The 16,041-nt window shown below is 60.6% G+C and carries 22 protein-coding genes; 20 read left to right on the top strand and 2 right to left on the bottom strand.

The window, feature by feature from the left end; translation table 11 throughout:
• The first annotated feature begins 216 nt into the window (after positions 1-216).
• From YH62_RS15420 to YH62_RS15395, 6 genes are all read left to right on the top strand, one after another.
• On the top strand, positions 217-1,320 hold the full coding sequence (locus YH62_RS15420) for a DUF2213 domain-containing protein (RefSeq protein WP_046795150.1): 1,104 nt from the start codon (positions 217-219) through the stop codon (positions 1,318-1,320).
• A gap of 3 nt (positions 1,321-1,323) precedes the next feature.
• Complete coding sequence (locus YH62_RS15415; protein ID WP_046795149.1) at positions 1,324-1,797, top strand: hypothetical protein; 474 nt, start codon at positions 1,324-1,326, stop codon at positions 1,795-1,797.
• Between the two features lie 3 nt (positions 1,798-1,800).
• Positions 1,801-2,787: a DUF2184 domain-containing protein gene (locus tag YH62_RS15410; RefSeq protein ID WP_046795148.1), complete on the top strand. Its 987-nt coding sequence runs from the start codon at positions 1,801-1,803 to the stop codon at positions 2,785-2,787.
• Positions 2,788-2,858: 71 nt separating this feature from the next.
• Positions 2,859-3,584 carry a hypothetical protein gene (locus YH62_RS29115; protein WP_052760428.1) on the top strand — a complete coding sequence of 242 codons (726 nt, stop codon included), beginning with the start codon at positions 2,859-2,861 and terminating at the stop codon, positions 3,582-3,584.
• A 1-nt stretch (position 3,585) separates the two neighbouring features.
• Entirely contained in the window at positions 3,586-3,867 is a 282-nt protein-coding gene (locus tag YH62_RS15400) for a hypothetical protein (RefSeq protein ID WP_046795147.1), read from the top strand.
• The gene (locus YH62_RS15395; protein ID WP_046795146.1) at positions 3,868-4,362 is read left to right on the top strand and encodes a DnaT-like ssDNA-binding protein; all 495 of its coding nucleotides are present in this window, start codon (positions 3,868-3,870) and stop codon (positions 4,360-4,362) included.
• Here YH62_RS15395 and YH62_RS30115 read toward each other — a convergent pair.
• Positions 4,359-4,520 (bottom strand): Thivi_2564 family membrane protein, encoded by a 162-nt coding sequence (locus tag YH62_RS30115; protein WP_137326902.1) that lies wholly within the window; start codon positions 4,518-4,520, stop codon positions 4,359-4,361. The genes YH62_RS15395 and YH62_RS30115 overlap by 4 nt on opposite strands.
• An 88-nt stretch (positions 4,521-4,608) precedes the next feature.
• Here YH62_RS30115 and YH62_RS15390 point away from each other — a divergent pair, with 88 nt between their 5' ends.
• The 8 genes from YH62_RS15390 to YH62_RS15355 all read left to right on the top strand — a co-directional run bounded on the left by YH62_RS15390 (position 4,609) and on the right by YH62_RS15355 (position 8,584).
• On the top strand, positions 4,609-4,971 hold the full coding sequence (locus YH62_RS15390; RefSeq protein ID WP_046795145.1) for a hypothetical protein: 363 nt from the start codon (positions 4,609-4,611) through the stop codon (positions 4,969-4,971).
• A complete protein-coding gene (locus YH62_RS15385; protein ID WP_046795144.1) occupies positions 4,968-6,005 on the top strand; it encodes a head morphogenesis protein SPP1 in 1,038 nt (345 codons plus the stop codon). The genes YH62_RS15390 and YH62_RS15385 overlap by 4 nt, the downstream gene beginning before the upstream one ends.
• On the top strand, positions 6,005-6,451 hold the full coding sequence (locus tag YH62_RS15380) for a hypothetical protein (RefSeq protein ID WP_046795143.1): 447 nt from the start codon (positions 6,005-6,007) through the stop codon (positions 6,449-6,451). The genes YH62_RS15385 and YH62_RS15380 overlap by 1 nt, the downstream gene beginning before the upstream one ends.
• Before the next feature lie 188 nt (positions 6,452-6,639).
• On the top strand, positions 6,640-6,894 hold the full coding sequence (locus YH62_RS15375) for a hypothetical protein (RefSeq protein WP_046795142.1): 255 nt from the start codon (positions 6,640-6,642) through the stop codon (positions 6,892-6,894).
• Positions 6,894-7,319, top strand: a complete 426-nt coding sequence (locus tag YH62_RS15370) for a phage tail terminator-like protein (RefSeq protein WP_046795141.1) — start codon at positions 6,894-6,896, stop codon at positions 7,317-7,319. Before YH62_RS15375 ends, YH62_RS15370 begins: the two co-directional genes overlap by 1 nt.
• A gap of 1 nt (position 7,320) precedes the next feature.
• Complete coding sequence (locus YH62_RS15365) at positions 7,321-7,809, top strand: hypothetical protein (protein ID WP_046795140.1); 489 nt, start codon at positions 7,321-7,323, stop codon at positions 7,807-7,809.
• Between the two features lie 8 nt (positions 7,810-7,817).
• Positions 7,818-8,204, top strand: a complete 387-nt coding sequence (locus YH62_RS15360; RefSeq protein ID WP_046795139.1) for a hypothetical protein — start codon at positions 7,818-7,820, stop codon at positions 8,202-8,204.
• Between the two features lie 92 nt (positions 8,205-8,296).
• Positions 8,297-8,584: a hypothetical protein gene (locus tag YH62_RS15355; protein WP_046795138.1), complete on the top strand. Its 288-nt coding sequence runs from the start codon at positions 8,297-8,299 to the stop codon at positions 8,582-8,584.
• Position 8,585: 1 nt separating this feature from the next.
• Here the strand turns inward: YH62_RS15355 and YH62_RS15350 are convergent, their stop codons facing one another.
• Complete coding sequence (locus YH62_RS15350; RefSeq protein WP_046795137.1) at positions 8,586-8,951, bottom strand: hypothetical protein; 366 nt, start codon at positions 8,949-8,951, stop codon at positions 8,586-8,588.
• A gap of 59 nt (positions 8,952-9,010) precedes the next feature.
• Between YH62_RS15350 and YH62_RS15345 the strand changes: the two genes are divergently transcribed.
• From YH62_RS15345 to YH62_RS15320, 6 genes are all read left to right on the top strand, one after another.
• Complete coding sequence (locus YH62_RS15345; RefSeq protein WP_052760427.1) at positions 9,011-10,912, top strand: hypothetical protein; 1,902 nt, start codon at positions 9,011-9,013, stop codon at positions 10,910-10,912.
• On the top strand, positions 10,912-11,550 hold the full coding sequence (locus YH62_RS15340) for a hypothetical protein (RefSeq protein ID WP_046795136.1): 639 nt from the start codon (positions 10,912-10,914) through the stop codon (positions 11,548-11,550). The genes YH62_RS15345 and YH62_RS15340 overlap by 1 nt, the downstream gene beginning before the upstream one ends.
• A gap of 32 nt (positions 11,551-11,582) precedes the next feature.
• A complete protein-coding gene (locus YH62_RS15335) occupies positions 11,583-11,984 on the top strand; it encodes a hypothetical protein (RefSeq protein ID WP_046795135.1) in 402 nt (133 codons plus the stop codon).
• Positions 11,984-12,616 (top strand): hypothetical protein, encoded by a 633-nt coding sequence (locus YH62_RS15330; protein ID WP_046795134.1) that lies wholly within the window; start codon positions 11,984-11,986, stop codon positions 12,614-12,616. The genes YH62_RS15335 and YH62_RS15330 overlap by 1 nt, the downstream gene beginning before the upstream one ends.
• Positions 12,617-13,016: 400 nt before the next feature.
• Entirely contained in the window at positions 13,017-13,424 is a 408-nt protein-coding gene (locus YH62_RS15325; RefSeq protein ID WP_046795133.1) for a hypothetical protein, read from the top strand.
• On the top strand, positions 13,424-16,041 hold a 2,618-nt coding region (locus tag YH62_RS15320), incomplete at its 3' end, for a phage tail protein (protein WP_156176954.1). The genes YH62_RS15325 and YH62_RS15320, both read left to right, overlap by 1 nt.

Raw genomic sequence — 16,041 nt, 5'->3', positions numbered from 1 at the left:
GCGGGGCGACCGATTTCCGAGCCGCTTCTAGAGCGATCTCGATGAGCAGACTCGTGAAATCCGGCTCACGGGGGTAAGGGCCACCCGGTCTGAAGACGCGGTACTGCGCTCCAAACTGACCTGGCGAAATCACCTCGCCGACCGCGTGTCGATGCAGGGAAACGCGAAATAGCATCTGTTGGCCTCTTGGTCCCTCAAACGGTTGGGGTTTCTAGCATGCAACTCTTCGACACTGTAGCCCTGGACGGCCTCCGCCGTACCCAGGATGGATACCTCGTTGCCGACGCTCGCGTGGCCCGTACCGGCATCCAGCTTTACACCGGTCCGGAGGTTGACCCCGAGAACAAGCACGGCCTGCGCGACAAGGCGGTGGTGCGTGTCTATCGGCCGGAGGAAGAGGTCTTCGCCAAGGATGCGATGCACTCCTACGCCTACCGACCGGTGACCGACGACCATCCGTCCGAATCCGTCTCCGCCGACAATTGGAAACAGCACTCTGTCGGCCAGACCGGCGGAGAGGTGGTGCGTGACGGTGAATTCGTCCGCGTGCCTCTCGTCCTCATGGACAAGAACGCCATTGCCAAGGTCGAGGGCGGCAAGCGCGAGCTCTCCATGGGTTACTCGACCGAGCTCAAGTTTCAGGACGGCGTCACGCCTACGGGCGAGCAGTACGACGCGATCCAGACATCCCTTCGCATGAACCACCTGGCGGTCGTCTCCGCTGCCAGGGGCGGTTCCCACCTGAAAATCGGAGACGATGGGAAAGGAAAACGGTCAATGACGACCCGAACCCTCATGGTTGATGGCCTCTCGGTCGAGTTGGCCGACAAGGACGCCCAGATCGTGCAGCGCGCGATCGACGGCTTCAACAAGCAGATCGCCGACCTCCAGACGGCGGCCGGCGAGCACAAGGCAACCCTCGCCGCGAAGGACGAGGAAATCGGCACCCTCAAGGCCGACCTCAAAAAGGCCCAGGACGCAGCCCTGAAGCCGGAGGACGTGGACCGCATGGTGGCTGACCGTGCCTCGCTGATCGAGACCGTCAAGGCGATCGACAGCAAGATCGAGATCAAGGGCACCGACGCTGATCTTCGCCGGGCCGCCGTCCGGGCCAAGCTCGGCGACGAGATGGTGAAGGACGCTTCCGACGCCGAAGTCTCCGGCATGTTCAAGGCGATTGCCAAGGATGCGAAGTCGGCGGACCCGTTCGCCCGTGTCGTATCCGACGGCCTGAAGCCGATGGGCGATGCCCACACGCAAACCAACGACGCTTGGAACAAGAGCGTCGAAGACCTCAACGCCTGGCGCAAGGAGGCTTAAGCCATGCCCATTTCCTATCGCGACAATATCGCCGCCTATGCGGTGGGCCGCCGCGCCAACATGGAAGAGTGGAATACCATCACTCGCACCCTGGAAGGCGCAACGGCTCTCGGTTTCGGCGTGCCGGCCATCGCCGGTACCGGTGCACACACCTGCGCACCTCTCACCGCTGCGGCACAGAACGTCCTCGGCATCACCGAGGCTACCGTGACCCTGCCGCGCCCCGGCGATACCTATCAGCAGTACGACAACGTGGCGATCTGCGAGAGCGGTGTCATCGGCGTGCTGCTCGGTGCCAACGTCACCAAGGGCGCTCAGGCGCGCTTCAACGTCACGAACGGCACGTGGACCGGTGCGGCTGCATCGGCGACCGTTCTCACCATCCCCGGCGCTCAGTTCGATGAAGCCGGCTCGTCCGGCGCTGTCGGCATTGTCCGCTACCGTCGCCCCGTTCCCTCTGTCTCGGCAGGAGCATAACCTATGAACCAGATCGTCCGTGACGCTCAGGCCCTGGCATTTGTCACCGGTCAGGCGTACCGCATCAACCAGACCGTCTATGAGACCCGCTTTCCCGATTGGGATTTCGGCCGTCTCATCTACGTCGACACCACCGGTCCGGCATGGTCGCCGGGCATCCTCACCTACACCTCGGACCTGACCGGCGCTGCGAAGTTCCAGTCTGGCTATGCCAAGGATATCCCGGTCGCGGATGTCTCCCAGGACATGCAGACCAAGACCTTCCATCTGGCGGCGATCGGCTACCAGTACAACATCGAGGAGATCAACACCGCCATCCAGATCGGTGCATCCCTCCCGAACCGTCGCGCTCGTGCAGCCCGCTTGGCCTACACCAAGTTCATGTACGACCTGACGCTGCTCGGTAGTACCGAGAAGGGCCTCGGCGGCCTGATCAACTATCCGGGCGTCGTCACCGCGGTTGTCCCTGCGGATGGCACGGGCTCTGCGACCTTCTGGGTCAATGAAGATGGTGTCGGCGTAAAGACCCCGGCGCAGATCGTCCGGGACATCAACTTGGGCCTGCAGGGCGTCAACCTCGCCACGTTCGAGGTGGAGATGGCAGACACCATCCTCCTGCCGGTCGAAGCATACAACTACATCGCCGCCACGCCCTATAGCGCGACGACGATGGAAACCATCCTGTCCTTCGTCATGCGGACCAACATCTACACCATGACGACCGGCCGCCCGCTCACGATCCGTACTGTGCGCGAGCTCGGTACCGCTGGTGTCGCACCGGCAGCCGGTACGGGCCGTATGGTCGTCTACAAGAACGACCAGGACTATGTGAAGCTTCACCTTCCGATGCCTCACCAGTTCCTTCCGGTCTATCAGGATGGCCCGCTCAACTGGCAGATCCCCGGCATCTTCCGCACCGGCGGTGTGGAGCTGCTGACCACGGTTGCTTTCCGCTACCTGGACGGTATCAGCCAGCCGCCGGCGGCCTAACCACTGCTCCCAAGGCAGAAGCGGGCGGCATCCGTGCCGCTCGCCACCTCTGACGCGAAGGAACCGCTTCCATGGCCCAATCCGTAAAGAACCTCACCGCAACGCCGCTTGGGCTGCATGACGTCGATGGATCGTATCATGTTGCCGGCGCATTGGGCGGAACCGCGACCCTGGAGCCGGATACCGCTAGTGTCGAGATCATCGGCATTTACACGGAAAGCGGCTCGGCATCGGTTGAGACACTGTCCGCTCCTGCGAACACAGCGATCCCGACCATTTCGGGCACAGCCCGCGTTGGACAGGTTCTTACGGCTTCGCCGGGAACATGGTCCGGCAACCCATCTCCGACGTTCACCCGTCAGTGGCAGCGTGGCACAACGAATATCAGTGGCGCGACATCCGCGACCTATACACTCGTAGCCGCAGACGCAGGCCAGACCGTCCGCGTTGTCGTCACCGCGACGAACAGCGAGGGCAGCGCCTCCGCCAATTCGGCAAATACGGCATCTGTAACCCAGACACCCGCCAACACGGCCCTTCCGACGGTCAGCGGCACGGCTCAGGTAGGCCAGACGCTCACAGCCACGAATGGCACTTGGACGGGTACGCCGACGCCGACCTATACCCGCCAGTGGAAAGCAGACGGAGTGAACATCTCCGGCGCCACGGCAACGACCTATGTCCCGGTCGAGGGCGATGTCGGCAAGGTTATCACCGTGACGGTTACCGGAACCAACTCTGCCGGCAATGCCAGCGCGACCAGCGCCGGGACTGCCGCAGTCATCGCGGCTGCATGACATGCACACGATCCGCAACCGTTCGAATGGTCCGTTTGATCTCATCAGCACCGGTGGACCGCTACGGCTTCCGGCTAGTGGTGAGGTCTCGGGCGAATTCGGTGCTGAATACCTGATGCTGCTCAAGGCAAGCCCAGTGGTCGAAGTGATTGAGGGTGCTTCGCTTGTCTCTGAGATCGAGCGATTGCGGGCTGAGTATGCCGACCTGACGGGAAAGAAGCCGCATCACCTGTGGAAGGTAGAGCGGCTCCAATCCGAAATCGACAAGGCCTTGGAGGCGTAGATGGCTGGATACGGCACCAATGAGGGGGCGCAGGCTTACTGGACGGATGCGGGCTATGTCCTCCCGGAAGGTACTGACGATGCAGCCATTGCCGCTGCTCGGCAGCGTGGCGCCCTGGCTATCGATCGTTACGAGCCACGGTTCACCGGTAGGCGGACGGGCGGTTATGCTCAGGAGCGGGCATGGCCTCGCACAGACGCCACGACCTATTATGGGGAAGCGATCCCTTCGGATGAAATCCCTGCGGCGATCGTCATCGCCTCGTATGAAGCGGCGTTCCTCGAACTCACCAATCCCGGCAGCTTGTCACCAGTGGTGACAGGTACGTCCACGGTGAAACGCGAGAAAGTCGGACAGCTTGAGGTCGAATATTCAACCTCCACTTCAACAGACATCGACGACGTTGTGGCTCTGGCAACGCCGGTAGTCACAGCGATCGAGGGCATGCTGTGGCCGTTCCTCGTGCCGTGCCTGCCGGGCGTGCTGGTGGTTTAGAAGACTGCCAAGTATCTGAGCAGGGAAATGATGCCGATGATGACGACGATGACCTGGACGATCTGACGAATGCGGGCATCGAGCGGCAGGCGGTTGACGAGATACAGAACCAGCACGATTACCAGGAAGGTGATCAAGATGCTGACGAGAACGGACACACCCATAGGCGATTAGCTCCTTGTGATGCGCGGGAATGCGCATGCCTGGATTACCTATGCGCGAAGTTGAAGAAGGAAAGGGGCGCTGATGCCTAACGCCCTCTATGCGCGCCTGCAGGCCACGGCGCATCGTCTGATCGGGAAGTACGGTCAGCAGGGCACGGTGACGCGTTTTGAAGGCCCTGACCCTGTAGAGGGAGGCGAGCCGGTACCAACCGACTATCCGGCCACGCTCGTGCCGATGGCCTACCAAGCGCACGAGATAAACGGCACGGTCATCCTCGCCGGGGATGTGCAGATTTACATCAGCAGTGTCGGCCTCGCGATCGTGCCCAGCCCCGGCGACACCGTCACCGCCAACGGCAAGACGTTCCGCATCATCAATGGTGATCCGAACCGATATGACGGAGTCACGGATGTGGTTCACATCGTGCAGGGGCGCCTCGCATGACCTTCGATGAACTGCTCGACAGATACGAGCCGAGGCTTGCCGCGGCATTCCGCGAAGGTGTGGAAGCGATCAAGTCGACGATCGTTCTCAAGACGGTGGTCGAGCGATTGGAGCGTGGCGACATAGCCGGAGCCATTCGGGCGATCCAGTTCGAACCGGAAGCTTTCTCTGCACTGGAGATCGCCTTACAGGAGGCATTCAATGCCGGCGGCGTGAACATGGTTCAGAGCCTACCGCAACTGGTGGCGCCCGATGGTACGCGAGTGCTGTTTCAATTCGGCGTTCGCAATCTTGAAGCAGAGCGGCTGATCCGGGAGCAGTCATCGACACTGGTGACGAACATCGTGGAGGACCAGCGGGAAGCGCTTCGGATCGCCTTCGAGGCAGGGTTGGCGCAGGGGCGCAATCCTACGGCAACCGCTCTTGAGGTGGTCGGTCGGGTCAATCGCGTGACCGGCCGAAGGGAAGGGGGTGTGATAGGCCTCACTTCTCGTCAGGCGGAGTTCATCACTCGGGCTCGGGAAAGCCTCCTGTCGGGCAACCTCGACGGAATGCGCTCCTACCTTGCTCTGAAGACGAGAGATCGGAGGTTTGACCGCACGGTGCTCAAAGCCATCCGCGAAGATCGGCCAGTGGATCGCGAGTTAGTCGCAAAGATTATTGGCCGGCTGTCAGATCGCAACTTGCTCCTTCGGGCAGAGACGATCGCGCTCGAAGAGACACGCACCGCGCTCTTCTCTGTCCGCGATAACGCTATCCGCCAGCAGATCGAAGGCGGGAAGATCGCCGCCCAGGAAGTGACGAAGAAGTGGAGGCATTCCGGCTCGGAGCATCCTCGGCTTCAGCATATCGCCATGTCGGGCCAGTCAGTCGGCATCGATCAGCCGTTCGTCGCGCCAGACGGCACGCACCTGATGTATCCGCACGACCCCAAGGCGCCGGTCCGTCATCGGATAGGCTGCAAGTGCCGGGTCGAGTACGACATCGACTATATTGCGGCTGGTCTCCGCCGGTATCGGGCGAGGGCGGCCTGATGGCGAAGCTTTCGTTTTCGGCTGCTGTCTCAGGATGGGCAGAAAAGGTTCCGGAGGCCATCGAGGCGGTTAGGAACGAGAGTGCGAAGGACGTCGTGCGAGAGATGAACACGCCGGACTTCGAGGGGGGCCGACTGCCTTGGGAAACTGGTTTTCTCTGGGCGTCTTTGATGGCTTCGACATCCGCCATGCCGAGGATCAATCCGAATGCCAAACCGGTCGATGGGCGAACCTATACCTTCGACTTCGCAACAATCGAAGCCGTGATCACCGGATCCTCGTTAGAGGATGACCTGTTCTTCGGCTACACGGCTGCATACGCCGGGCATCAGGAGTATGGCGCCAACGGAAGGCCCGGAACGGGGTTCGTTCGCCTGGCGGCCCAAAATTGGCCCGTTCACGTCAATCGGAATGCTGCGAAGGTTCGGAAGGCATTCGGACTGTAGCGCCTTCGGTTTTCATCACCATTGCGGCTTGCAGCGTAAACAGCGCCAATCGAGCGGCCTTCAAGGTGTTTTCGCCATATTCGGTTTCTCCCCGCGCGGTCGCAGCGTGCAGCCACAGTGTGTGGAGCAGGTCGTAAACCTCGCTGTCCGATAGAGGCGGCTTTTCAGACATTCCCATGGAGTATCATATGCGGGTTTCTTCGGACAAGGCCGATCCCGGCTATGCGGCTTGGTGCAAGCTGAATGGCGATCGCAAGATAGTCACCGTCTACCTCGACGGGGAGAAGGTGCGCGATGCCGTCATGGCTGATGAGGAGGCTGGAGAAGTCCGCCGCTGCGTCCGCACCGAGGCCGACAACCTGGCATTCGACAAAAAGACCGGCGACATCCTGATGGAAACCCTCAAGGGCAAAGTGAAAGTCCTCGTCGAGGACCGTTTCTAATGGCGACGGGCACGGACGCAATCATCTTCAGTGCGCTGGCTACGCATTTGCGCACCATGCCGGACGTCCTGCCGATTGCCGGCCCGAACGTTACGTTCCCCTCATCAGGCCAGACGAAGCCGGGCAAGTTCATCGAACTCAGCTTCCTGCCCAATCAAACTCGGCAGATCACCATAGGCGACGACCCGCAGCAGAAGCGGGGAATCCTGCAGGCATCGGTGATGTGGCCGCTCGGTATCGGGTTGACCGAGGCACTCGAGGTCGCCGGCGAGATCATCGACCGCTTCAAGAACCAAACCCTATTCGCCTCTGGCGTGAAGATCACGATCAGTGGCGAGCCCTGGGCAGCAAGCCCACTCAAGGACGTGGACCGGATGAAGGTTCCCGTCAGCATTCCGTACTTTGCTTTCACCCCGGAGAACTAACATGGCTGGTATCAAGACCACACTGCAGGGGGCGTTGGTGTCGATCAGCACCACTCCCGTCACGCTTCCGCTCAATGCCGCGGGTTTCGGTGCGCTGACCTTCACGCCCATCGGCTCGGTCGGCAACCTGGGCGACTATGGCGCCGCGCCGAACATCGTCTCCTACAACACCCTCGACACGGAAGTGACCTCCAAGGCCAAGGGCGTCGAGGATGCCGGCGAATTGTCGATCGAGGTTGCTCGCATCTTCGATGATCCCGGCCAGATCGCCATGCGGGCGGCTGCGGGCACCAAGTTCAACTATGCGATCAAGATCGAGTATGCGGACGCACCCGGCCCGGAATGGTCGAACACGATCATGTACGCTGCCGGCCCCATATCCGGGCCTCAGCTTCTCGGCGGAAGCACCGACGATTTCATTCGGGAGAGCTACACTGTGGCGTTCACCGATCAGCGCCCGCTCTTCATTGCCCCTGTCGAAACTCCCTGAGGTGAGCCGTGGACCTTCTTACCCTCCAGCCGAATACCATCACGCTTGACCTCAAGCATCCGGCGACCGGCGAAAACCTGGGCGTCTCTGTTGAGCTTCGCAGCCTCGAAAGCGACGAGGTCAAAGCCGTTGAGCGCCAGTTGAAGAACAAGGCGCTCAAGGGCGGCCGGAACACGGTCACCGCCGAGAAGATCGACGACAACACGATCGCTCTCCTCTCGGCGGCTATCGTGTCGTGGGCGTTCTCCGGCGATGCCAACCTCGGCGGTGACAAGAAGCCGGCCTGCACCGAAGCAAACAAGCGCAAGCTGCTCGCGGTGCCGGCGCTTGCCAAGCAGATCGATGTTGCCCTCGGAGATGAAGCGGCTTTTTTCGTTCCCTCGGAGACCGCCTAACTCAGGCGATCTCCATCACTGTCGAGTTCAATACGCCTGGATATGAACTCGATCGGGGCCGGGACGGAAAGGACATCGTCTCGAAGCGCGAAATGTACGAGCGCTTTGGGCGCGATGAACTGATCCAGGAGCCGGAGATACCCGAAGAGGGCGAAAGCCTGTGGGCGGCCTTCTGGCTGCTCAACCGGCGCCGCCCGCAGGGAATGAACGGACCCCAGCCGCTCACCTATGCCGAGATCGCCTCTTGGTCCCACCTTACCGGTGAAATCCTCCTCCGAGAGGAAATCACCATCATCACCGACATGGACGACGCATACCTCGATGCTCTTGCGAAGGAGCGAGAGGCACAACGCGTAGCGAATGAGAAGCCGAAGGCGTGAGTTATTTCTGCGTTCGGAACTTCGCTAGCAGTACGTCCAAGTCGTGAGATGCTTCATTCATCTGCTCGAGGCACTTGCCCGCGTCCGCGGCAGGGTTCTTTGCCCTAGGGTCCGCCTTGAACTTTTTGTCCAACTCATCGACGGCCAAAGTCGCTTCGTCGGCACTCGAACCGACCGTTTGGAGTACTCCTTCGGCTGCTATCCTTGCGGCTTGATAGTGAGAAATGCCGATTGCATCGCGGCACATGTAGGCGAGGGCCATCCTCTTGAATGAGGATTGGACTACTTGGCTCATCAAGTCTTGTGCCTGTGCTTGTGCTGTCGAGTGCAGCACTCCTGCCAGAAAAACCGCTGTCAATTTCCGCATCGTAGATCTCCGTGTCGATGGAGGGACGATAGGCGGCTCCGCCTGAAAGGTAAATCAACATGGACGTTGCGCAGCTCGGTATTCAGGTTAACACCAAGGGGACTTCTCAGGCGAAGAATGAACTGCATGACCTGACCAATGCTGCGAAGATGGCCGACGTTGCCGCCGATGGCCTGTCCGTATCCACCAAAAACGCAGGTGCGGCAGCTGCTGCATCAGCTGGAGGATTTCAGAAAGCTGCGACCGCGACGAAGGCCTATACCGTTGCTGCCAATCAGAACGTCGTGGGGATGGCCAAAACCCACAATGCTGCAAATCTTGCCGCTCAAGGGTTCGACGTCTTCACCACAGCGGCGGGCGGAATGAATGCCGGGCTGATCGGCATGCAGCAGGGGTTGCAGATCGCCCAGGTAGCTATGACCTCCACAGGCGGCTTCGCGAAGGAACTTGGAGCCGCGTTCCTAGCGATACTCTCTCCAGTCACGCTGCTTGCCGTTGGCCTCACCGCCTTGGCTGCTGTCGGCATTCAGCAGGTCGAATGGATGAGCCTCGTAGCCTCTGGCATGAATGCCGTTGCCGACGTTCTCCAGACGATTGCGCCATATGCTGCCGCCGCGGCTGCCGGGCTGGCGCTTCTCTATGCTCCGGCCATCATCGGGGGCACTGTGCAACTCATAGCGCTCCTTGGCCGCCTATCGGTCGCCGCACTCGGTCTCGCGGCATCCTTTGCCGCAGCTAACCCCGCGATTGCCTTCGTAGCCGGGATCACGGCCGCCGTAGCCGCCGCCGGCATATTCCGGGACGAACTGACGAAGATCTTCGGCGTAGACATCGTCGGCGCGGCCAAGACCGGGGTGAACCTTGTCATTGGCTCGTTTGTCGCTGCCTTCGAAGACATCAAGTTCGTGTGGAACCAGTTCCCGAACATCGTTGGCGCCGCTGCCGTCGGGGCGGCAAATGCGGCCATCTCCGCCATGGAGAAGATGATCAATGCTGCCTCGGGCATGCTCAACCAGCTTATTCAGAGCGTAAATGGGGCGTTGTCTAACCTCCCGGGCGGCTTTCAGATCGGCGAAATCGGCTCCGTTGATTTCGGACAGATCGAAAACACGTATGCCGCCGGCCTTTCCGAAGGTGTCGCGGCGCGGAATGCAGCAGTCCAAGCCGCCCTCAGCCAAGACTACCTCGGGCAAATCGGCACGGCCATTCAGACTGGCGCGTCGATAGCTTCCTCGAAGTTGAAGGAGCTTGCATCAAGTCTCACGGACGTGGAGCAGAAGTCGAAGGCGGCCGGCGGTGCCGGCAAAAAGGCTGGTGAAGACACGGCGAAGGGATTCGACACCGCGAGTGCGGCGACCAAGGCGGCAGAAGAGAACCTGAGTTTCGTAAAAAGCACCTTCGGTGGTTTCGTCAACGATCTTCGGAACGGGCTCAAGAACGGTGAGGGCTTCTTGTCCAGCTTCGGTAAAGCTGCGCTGAATGTCCTCGATCGCATCACGGACAAGCTGCTGAACGAGGTAATGGATGCCCTCTTCAAGGTGAACTCGGCATCGTCCGGGCTCGGCGGTGGCGGAGGGTTTCTCAGCTCAATTTTTGGCGGTCTGTTTGGCGGTGGGCGCGGCACTAGCTACTTCCCGCCTGCGCCTTCGGTTGGGCTTTACGCCTCGGGCACCGCGTCTGCTCGTGCCGGCATGGCAATCGTGGGAGAGGAAGGCCCGGAGCTCGTCCGGTTCAAGGGCGGGGAGCAAGTCGTTCCCAACCATCACCTTCGTGGTGCGAACGACAACGGCAATCGTGGCGGAGACAACATCAACGTCAATTTTGCTCCGGTCATCAACGCGCCGAATGCTGACAAAGCTGAGATCGCTCTTCTTCGTCAGGATCTTCGGAAAATGAAGGCTGATCTTCCCGGCACGATCCTCTCTGCCGTTCAAGACGGACAGAAGCGGAGAAAAATCTAATGGCGGTGATCGATCTGCCATCGACGAAGGTAGTCGAATGCACGTTCACTCTGCTTGAGGGTACGGTTGCCACTCCCTTCAATCGCGGCATGGCATTCAACCTGAGTGAAGTTCGAGACAAGGCTTGGCAGGTCCATATAGAAACCAAGCCTCTCGATCGTGAAGGTCGTCAACTCTGGCACGCTTGGAAGCTGTCGCTTCGGGGCGGCTTCAACCGTTTCCGTTGTTTCGACATCGGCCAGATGGCGCCGCTTGCCTACGGAGCGGCGCAGACGCCTCAGGAAATAGCGCCAGGATGGTCAGGAAACGCGACGGTGACCTCTCTCGGGGCATCGGGTGCCCTGACGCTCGGCGGAGTTCCTGCGGGCTATGTGGCGTCGGTCGGTGACCGCGTCGAACTTAGCCAGGGCGTCTATACAGCGCTGTACGAGATCATTGCGCCTGCAACCGCGACAGCGGGCGGTGTGCTGGCCCTCACGGTCGCGCCGCTGCTCCATACCTCGACCTTCACAACCGCCGCCACCGCGCGTCTGTGGCGGCCTCGGGCGCTCTTCATCATGGATCACAATACCTGGGCTCATCAGGTGATTGCGGACCCCACGCCGGCGACGTTTGACGGCTATCAGGTGCTGCGATGAGCGAGAACACCGCGCCTCAGGAGGAAAATCCAATGAACGACTATCCGATGATTGAGATCGGCTGCGAACGCAATGAGGCGGGCGAGCCGCTTGTGCGTGTGGGTGGAGCTCTTTGTGGAACGGTCGAGGGCCTCAAGGGCATGATCGATGAATTCTGGGAGCGCGAAACTCTCCGGAAGTTGCGCGAGATGGGTGTGTCCTTGACATTGCGGGGCGGCGAGCCTCGGATCAACGTCCCTGCTGCCGTTGCTGGGGTAGTCGTATTTGGCAATGAACGCGCCAAGAGTGTCCCGCCCTATGATCCGAGGGTTGGTCGGGATGGCGTAATCGTCCTGAGCGACGAGCCCGCCGAGGATGTCTCGCACGACGATCCGAGGAAGGATCCGAAAATTCAATCCGCAATTCGGGACGCCAGCCGGAGGGGTTGGCGCTAATGCTCTCTCCGGAAGTCAGAACCCTCTACGACGAGGGCCGCATCAGCACGCGTCAGATGGTGCGGTTCCAGTTCGGTTCCGGCATCTATGGATTCATCGCGCGGTCGGAGCCGCTGACCTATCAGGGCGTCGAATACAAACCGTTTGGCCTGATCGAAGTTTCGGACCTCGGGAACGGCTCTGGCACGACGGCCGATGGCAGTTTCACGCTGACGCTAGCCGAGAGCCCGGACGATGGCCTTACGCCGGCCGTGCTCGTCCAGATCGAGAACGAGGATTACCGAGATCGGCCGGTCCGGGTGCTGGACGCGCATTTCCATCCGGACACCGGCGCTCTGTTGCAGGTGGAGACGGTGGCGCGCGGCTACCTCGACGTCATCGAGCACGCGATCGATCCGGACCGGGGCTACGTGCTGACCGCTCGATGCGAAGGGCGCCAGCTCGACTACAGCCGCAAGAACGGTCGGGTTCGCTCCACGGCCGATCAGCAGCGCCGCGCACCGGGTGACAAGTTCTTTGAGCATGCCGGCAAGGCGGGTCGCATCGATATCTACTGGGGCCGCAAGGACAGCAGCGCCAGCACTTCGCGGCGCGGCCTTCTCGGCGAGCCGTTCAAATCTTTGGTGCGGTAGAGCCAATCTTCAGTAACTGAAAATCGGAGGCTATTATGCTGCCATCCAATGAAATTTCGACGGTGAAGATCGACTGGCTCGCAATTCAGCGCCAAGTCGCGGCAAATCTCATCGTATCGCAGAAAGATATGTTTCCCGAAGGTACTCGCTAGCACCGGAGGTTTCCGGCCGACGTCCGCAGTTATCTGCGGCTCTCTGCACGACTTCTTTTATCTCGCTCCCCGACAAAGCCCCGGACTGATGAAGCGACTGAAGCAGGCTCGCTACGAGCGAAGTCATGGCGTTGAGTTGGTCTTCTACAGTGTAGTTCGACATCGCAATCCCCCTTTAGAGCGGGTTCGATATCAGCACGCTTTGGCCGGATGAGTCGAGTCACTTCAAGACAGGCCAAACGACAACCATGTCCAGACATCCAGATTGGGAAATTCGCCTCAACGCGGTTGTGGCGAAGCATCAGGCTATGCCCGGTGAGTGGGGAAAATCCGACTGCTACATGATCCCCGACGATGCAGTCGAGGCGGTCATAGGCGAGCGGATGTACCCGGCTGCACTCGGCTACAAGACCGAGGCCGGAGCGGGCAAGAAGTTGCGCAGGCACGGCTTTGAGAACGTAGCCCAGGCATTCGCCGCGAGGTTCCCGGAAATCGGCGTCCTGATGGCCCAGCGCGGCGATATCGGCGTGATCGAGCGGGAAGACCAGTTTTCCGGCGGCGTGTTCACGGCGATCGGCTTCATGACACGCGCCCACGGCGGCCCTGTCCAGTTCCTCCCGGCCTCCGCTGTCACTCGTGCATTCAAGGTAGACTGATGGGCTTTCTGGCACCTGTGATTGGCGCGATCGGTTCCGCGATCGGCAGCCTTGGGATTATTGGCAAGGCCGTCATTGGGCTTGGTCTTAACTTCGTCGTCGGCAAAATCCAGGCCGATCGTGCGAAGAAGGCTGCCAAGAAGTCATCCGGCACGCAGTTCGACCGTGAGTATGGTGAGAGCGTCAGCCGCAAGGTCGCCTGTGGCTATGTCGGGATTGCCGGCCATGACTGTTATGTCAACACCTATGGCAGCTCGAACAAGTTCCTGCAGCAGGTCTATGTGTTTTCCGACTTCCCCTGTGACGGGCTGTCGAAGATCTGGGCCGGCGGGAAGCAGTTGAGCCTCGAAACGACCGATGGCGGCAAAACATTCACGGTCGCAAGCGGTGACTATGCCGGCCGGATGAGCTTTGTTTTCTATGAGGGAACGCAGGTTTCGGCGGATGACGATCTGGTCGACAAGGCGAACCCGACCGGACGCTGGACGGAAGAGCATGTGGGTCATGGCCAATGCTATCTGATCGCGAAGCTCACCTATGACCAGGAGAAGCTCAACAGCTTCCCGGACTTCTTCTTCGAGCTGCGCGGCGCTCGCCTATATGACTTCCGAAAGGATAGCTCGGTCGGTGGTTCCGGCCCGCATCGCTGGGGGAATTACGCCACCTATGAGTTCACCGAAAACCCGGTGGTCATGGATTACAATTACCGGCGCGGCTTCTCGTGGAACAATGACATGTTCTGCGGCATGGGCATGGACCCGGAAGACCTGCCGCTCGACAAGTATGCGGTGGCTGCGAATATCTGCGATGAGATCGTGCAAGGAGAAAAGCGCTATCGCTGCTCGGTGCTGCTCGATTGCGATGTCGATCACGGCGACAATATCGACGCCCTGATGCAGTCCTGCGGCGGCATGGTCATCGACAGCGTCGAGGGCTCCTGGCCGCTCATCGGAACCGCTCAGCCGATCGTGGCCACCTTCACCGATGACGACCTGATCACCGGGGAGAACGTTCGGTTCCAGCGCCGGCGATCGATGGCCGACCTCGTCAACTCGGTTGGCGGCACCTATCCGGAGCCGTCCAACATGTGGAGCCCGGCCGGATACGATACCCAGACGAATCCGACACAGGTAGCGCTCGATCGTCGCACGCGTGACATGCCGATCGATTTCGGCACGGTTCCGTCCAAGCGGCAGGCCAATCAGCTCGCCTCGATCTACTACAACGAGAACCGGTTCGAGGCGACCGCGGATATCGTGCTGCGTCCTTACTTTCAGGATATCCAGGTCGGTGACTGGGTGGAATGGAACTCCGAGCGGTATGGCAGCCGGGTCTATATCGTCCAGAGCCGGTCGATCCGTGCCCTGACCAGTGATGGGCCGCGCAATGTGGCGCTGTCGCTTCAGGAACGCAGCGGTGACATCTATGCCGGGGCAGGGGTCTTGCCGCCGGTGATCCCGATCCCGAGCGGTGAGCCGGTCTATTTGAACGAGTTGCCGGACTGGACGCCTATTCCGGTTCTCGCCATGAGCGACGACGGCCGGACGATTGCGGCCTTCCGCATGTCGTGGTCACCGTTCGATGACGTGTCCGTCACCGGCATTCAATTTCGCTGGTGGCCGACAGCCCAGCCGGACAACGTCTTCACCAAGAACGTTCAGGCCGACATCACCATGACGCTGTTGCAGGAAGGCGTGGTCAGCGAGACCAATTACAGCTTCCAGCACAGGCTGATTGCGCCGGGTCGCCCGACAGTATGGTCAAGCATCAAGACGGCGACGTCACTGGCTAGCGGAAACGAGGACATTGAGGTCTATCTGGCGAACCTCAACAAGGAGGTGCTCGATCGCTTCGCGGAGATCCAGGCCGATAACCGGCAGGCGCTCAACATGATCATGGAGACGCTCACCAACTTCTCGCTCGATGGAGCGGTTGGGGAGGTGCAGCGCTCCAAGATGCGGGCGGAAGTCGGACGCGCCTTTGCCCAGATCATCGAGGAGCGGCGGGTTCGCGTCACGGCTGACGAGGCCTTGGCGGAGATCATCACGCTTCTCGAGACCGAGTTTGACGACAGCATGGCCGCCGTCGGCCAGCGGATCACCGCGCTTTCGAACGAGACCGAGGCTCTCGCCGAAACCGTAGATACGCTGAATGTCGCGGTTGGGGATGTCTCCGCTCAGGGACTGGTGAAGTTCACCCTGTCGGCCAATCAATCCGGCGTCGATGCCCGGTATTCTGTCGCCATCCGTGGCACCGTGGCGCAAGCCTACAAGGAAACCGGCTTCTTCCTCGAGCTCTATACCGTCAATGGCGTCCAGCGCACGCGCTTCGCCATCCTGGCGGATCAGTTCGTGGTCACCGATGGGAACCAGTACACGCTTCCCATGGTGTACGAGAATGGAGTGCTGAAGCTCTCCGGCGTGCAGATATCTTGGGCGGATATCAGCAGCGCAGTCATCAACAACGCCGTCTTCGGGACAACGAACTTGGACTATAACGCTGTATCCGCACGCGGGGATTTCTCAGGATCGGGAAGCCTCGCACTCACCGACCCGAACAATGTCTGGCATACGATCGGCACCTTGGGGATCGATAACCCGAACCCCTCCGCTGTCAT

The organism is Rhizobium sp. LC145 (assembly GCF_001005825.1).
In the GTDB taxonomy this organism is placed as follows: domain Bacteria; phylum Pseudomonadota; class Alphaproteobacteria; order Rhizobiales; family Rhizobiaceae; genus Neorhizobium.
This window is presented reverse-complemented; position numbering and strand designations above follow the sequence as displayed.

Coding starts and splice junctions, on each gene's coding strand:
- YH62_RS15420 (WP_046795150.1), top strand. CDS start 217: ATGCAACTCTTCGACACTGTAGCCCTGGACGGCCTCCGCCGTACCCAG.
- YH62_RS15330 (WP_046795134.1), top strand. CDS start 11,984: ATGCTCTCTCCGGAAGTCAGAACCCTCTACGACGAGGGCCGCATCAGC.
- YH62_RS15340 (WP_046795136.1), top strand. CDS start 10,912: ATGGCGGTGATCGATCTGCCATCGACGAAGGTAGTCGAATGCACGTTC.
- YH62_RS15395 (WP_046795146.1), top strand. CDS start 3,868: ATGGCTGGATACGGCACCAATGAGGGGGCGCAGGCTTACTGGACGGAT.
- YH62_RS15350 (WP_046795137.1), bottom strand. CDS start 8,951: ATGCGGAAATTGACAGCGGTTTTTCTGGCAGGAGTGCTGCACTCGACA.
- YH62_RS15370 (WP_046795141.1), top strand. CDS start 6,894: ATGGCGACGGGCACGGACGCAATCATCTTCAGTGCGCTGGCTACGCAT.
- YH62_RS15415 (WP_046795149.1), top strand. CDS start 1,324: ATGCCCATTTCCTATCGCGACAATATCGCCGCCTATGCGGTGGGCCGC.
- YH62_RS15355 (WP_046795138.1), top strand. CDS start 8,297: ATGTACGAGCGCTTTGGGCGCGATGAACTGATCCAGGAGCCGGAGATA.
- YH62_RS29115 (WP_052760428.1), top strand. CDS start 2,859: ATGGCCCAATCCGTAAAGAACCTCACCGCAACGCCGCTTGGGCTGCAT.
- YH62_RS15365 (WP_046795140.1), top strand. CDS start 7,321: ATGGCTGGTATCAAGACCACACTGCAGGGGGCGTTGGTGTCGATCAGC.
- YH62_RS15380 (WP_046795143.1), top strand. CDS start 6,005: ATGGCGAAGCTTTCGTTTTCGGCTGCTGTCTCAGGATGGGCAGAAAAG.
- YH62_RS15375 (WP_046795142.1), top strand. CDS start 6,640: ATGCGGGTTTCTTCGGACAAGGCCGATCCCGGCTATGCGGCTTGGTGC.
- YH62_RS15390 (WP_046795145.1), top strand. CDS start 4,609: ATGCCTAACGCCCTCTATGCGCGCCTGCAGGCCACGGCGCATCGTCTG.
- YH62_RS15400 (WP_046795147.1), top strand. CDS start 3,586: ATGCACACGATCCGCAACCGTTCGAATGGTCCGTTTGATCTCATCAGC.
- YH62_RS15410 (WP_046795148.1), top strand. CDS start 1,801: ATGAACCAGATCGTCCGTGACGCTCAGGCCCTGGCATTTGTCACCGGT.
- YH62_RS15335 (WP_046795135.1), top strand. CDS start 11,583: ATGAACGACTATCCGATGATTGAGATCGGCTGCGAACGCAATGAGGCG.
- YH62_RS15325 (WP_046795133.1), top strand. CDS start 13,017: ATGTCCAGACATCCAGATTGGGAAATTCGCCTCAACGCGGTTGTGGCG.
- YH62_RS15345 (WP_052760427.1), top strand. CDS start 9,011: ATGGACGTTGCGCAGCTCGGTATTCAGGTTAACACCAAGGGGACTTCT.
- YH62_RS15385 (WP_046795144.1), top strand. CDS start 4,968: ATGACCTTCGATGAACTGCTCGACAGATACGAGCCGAGGCTTGCCGCG.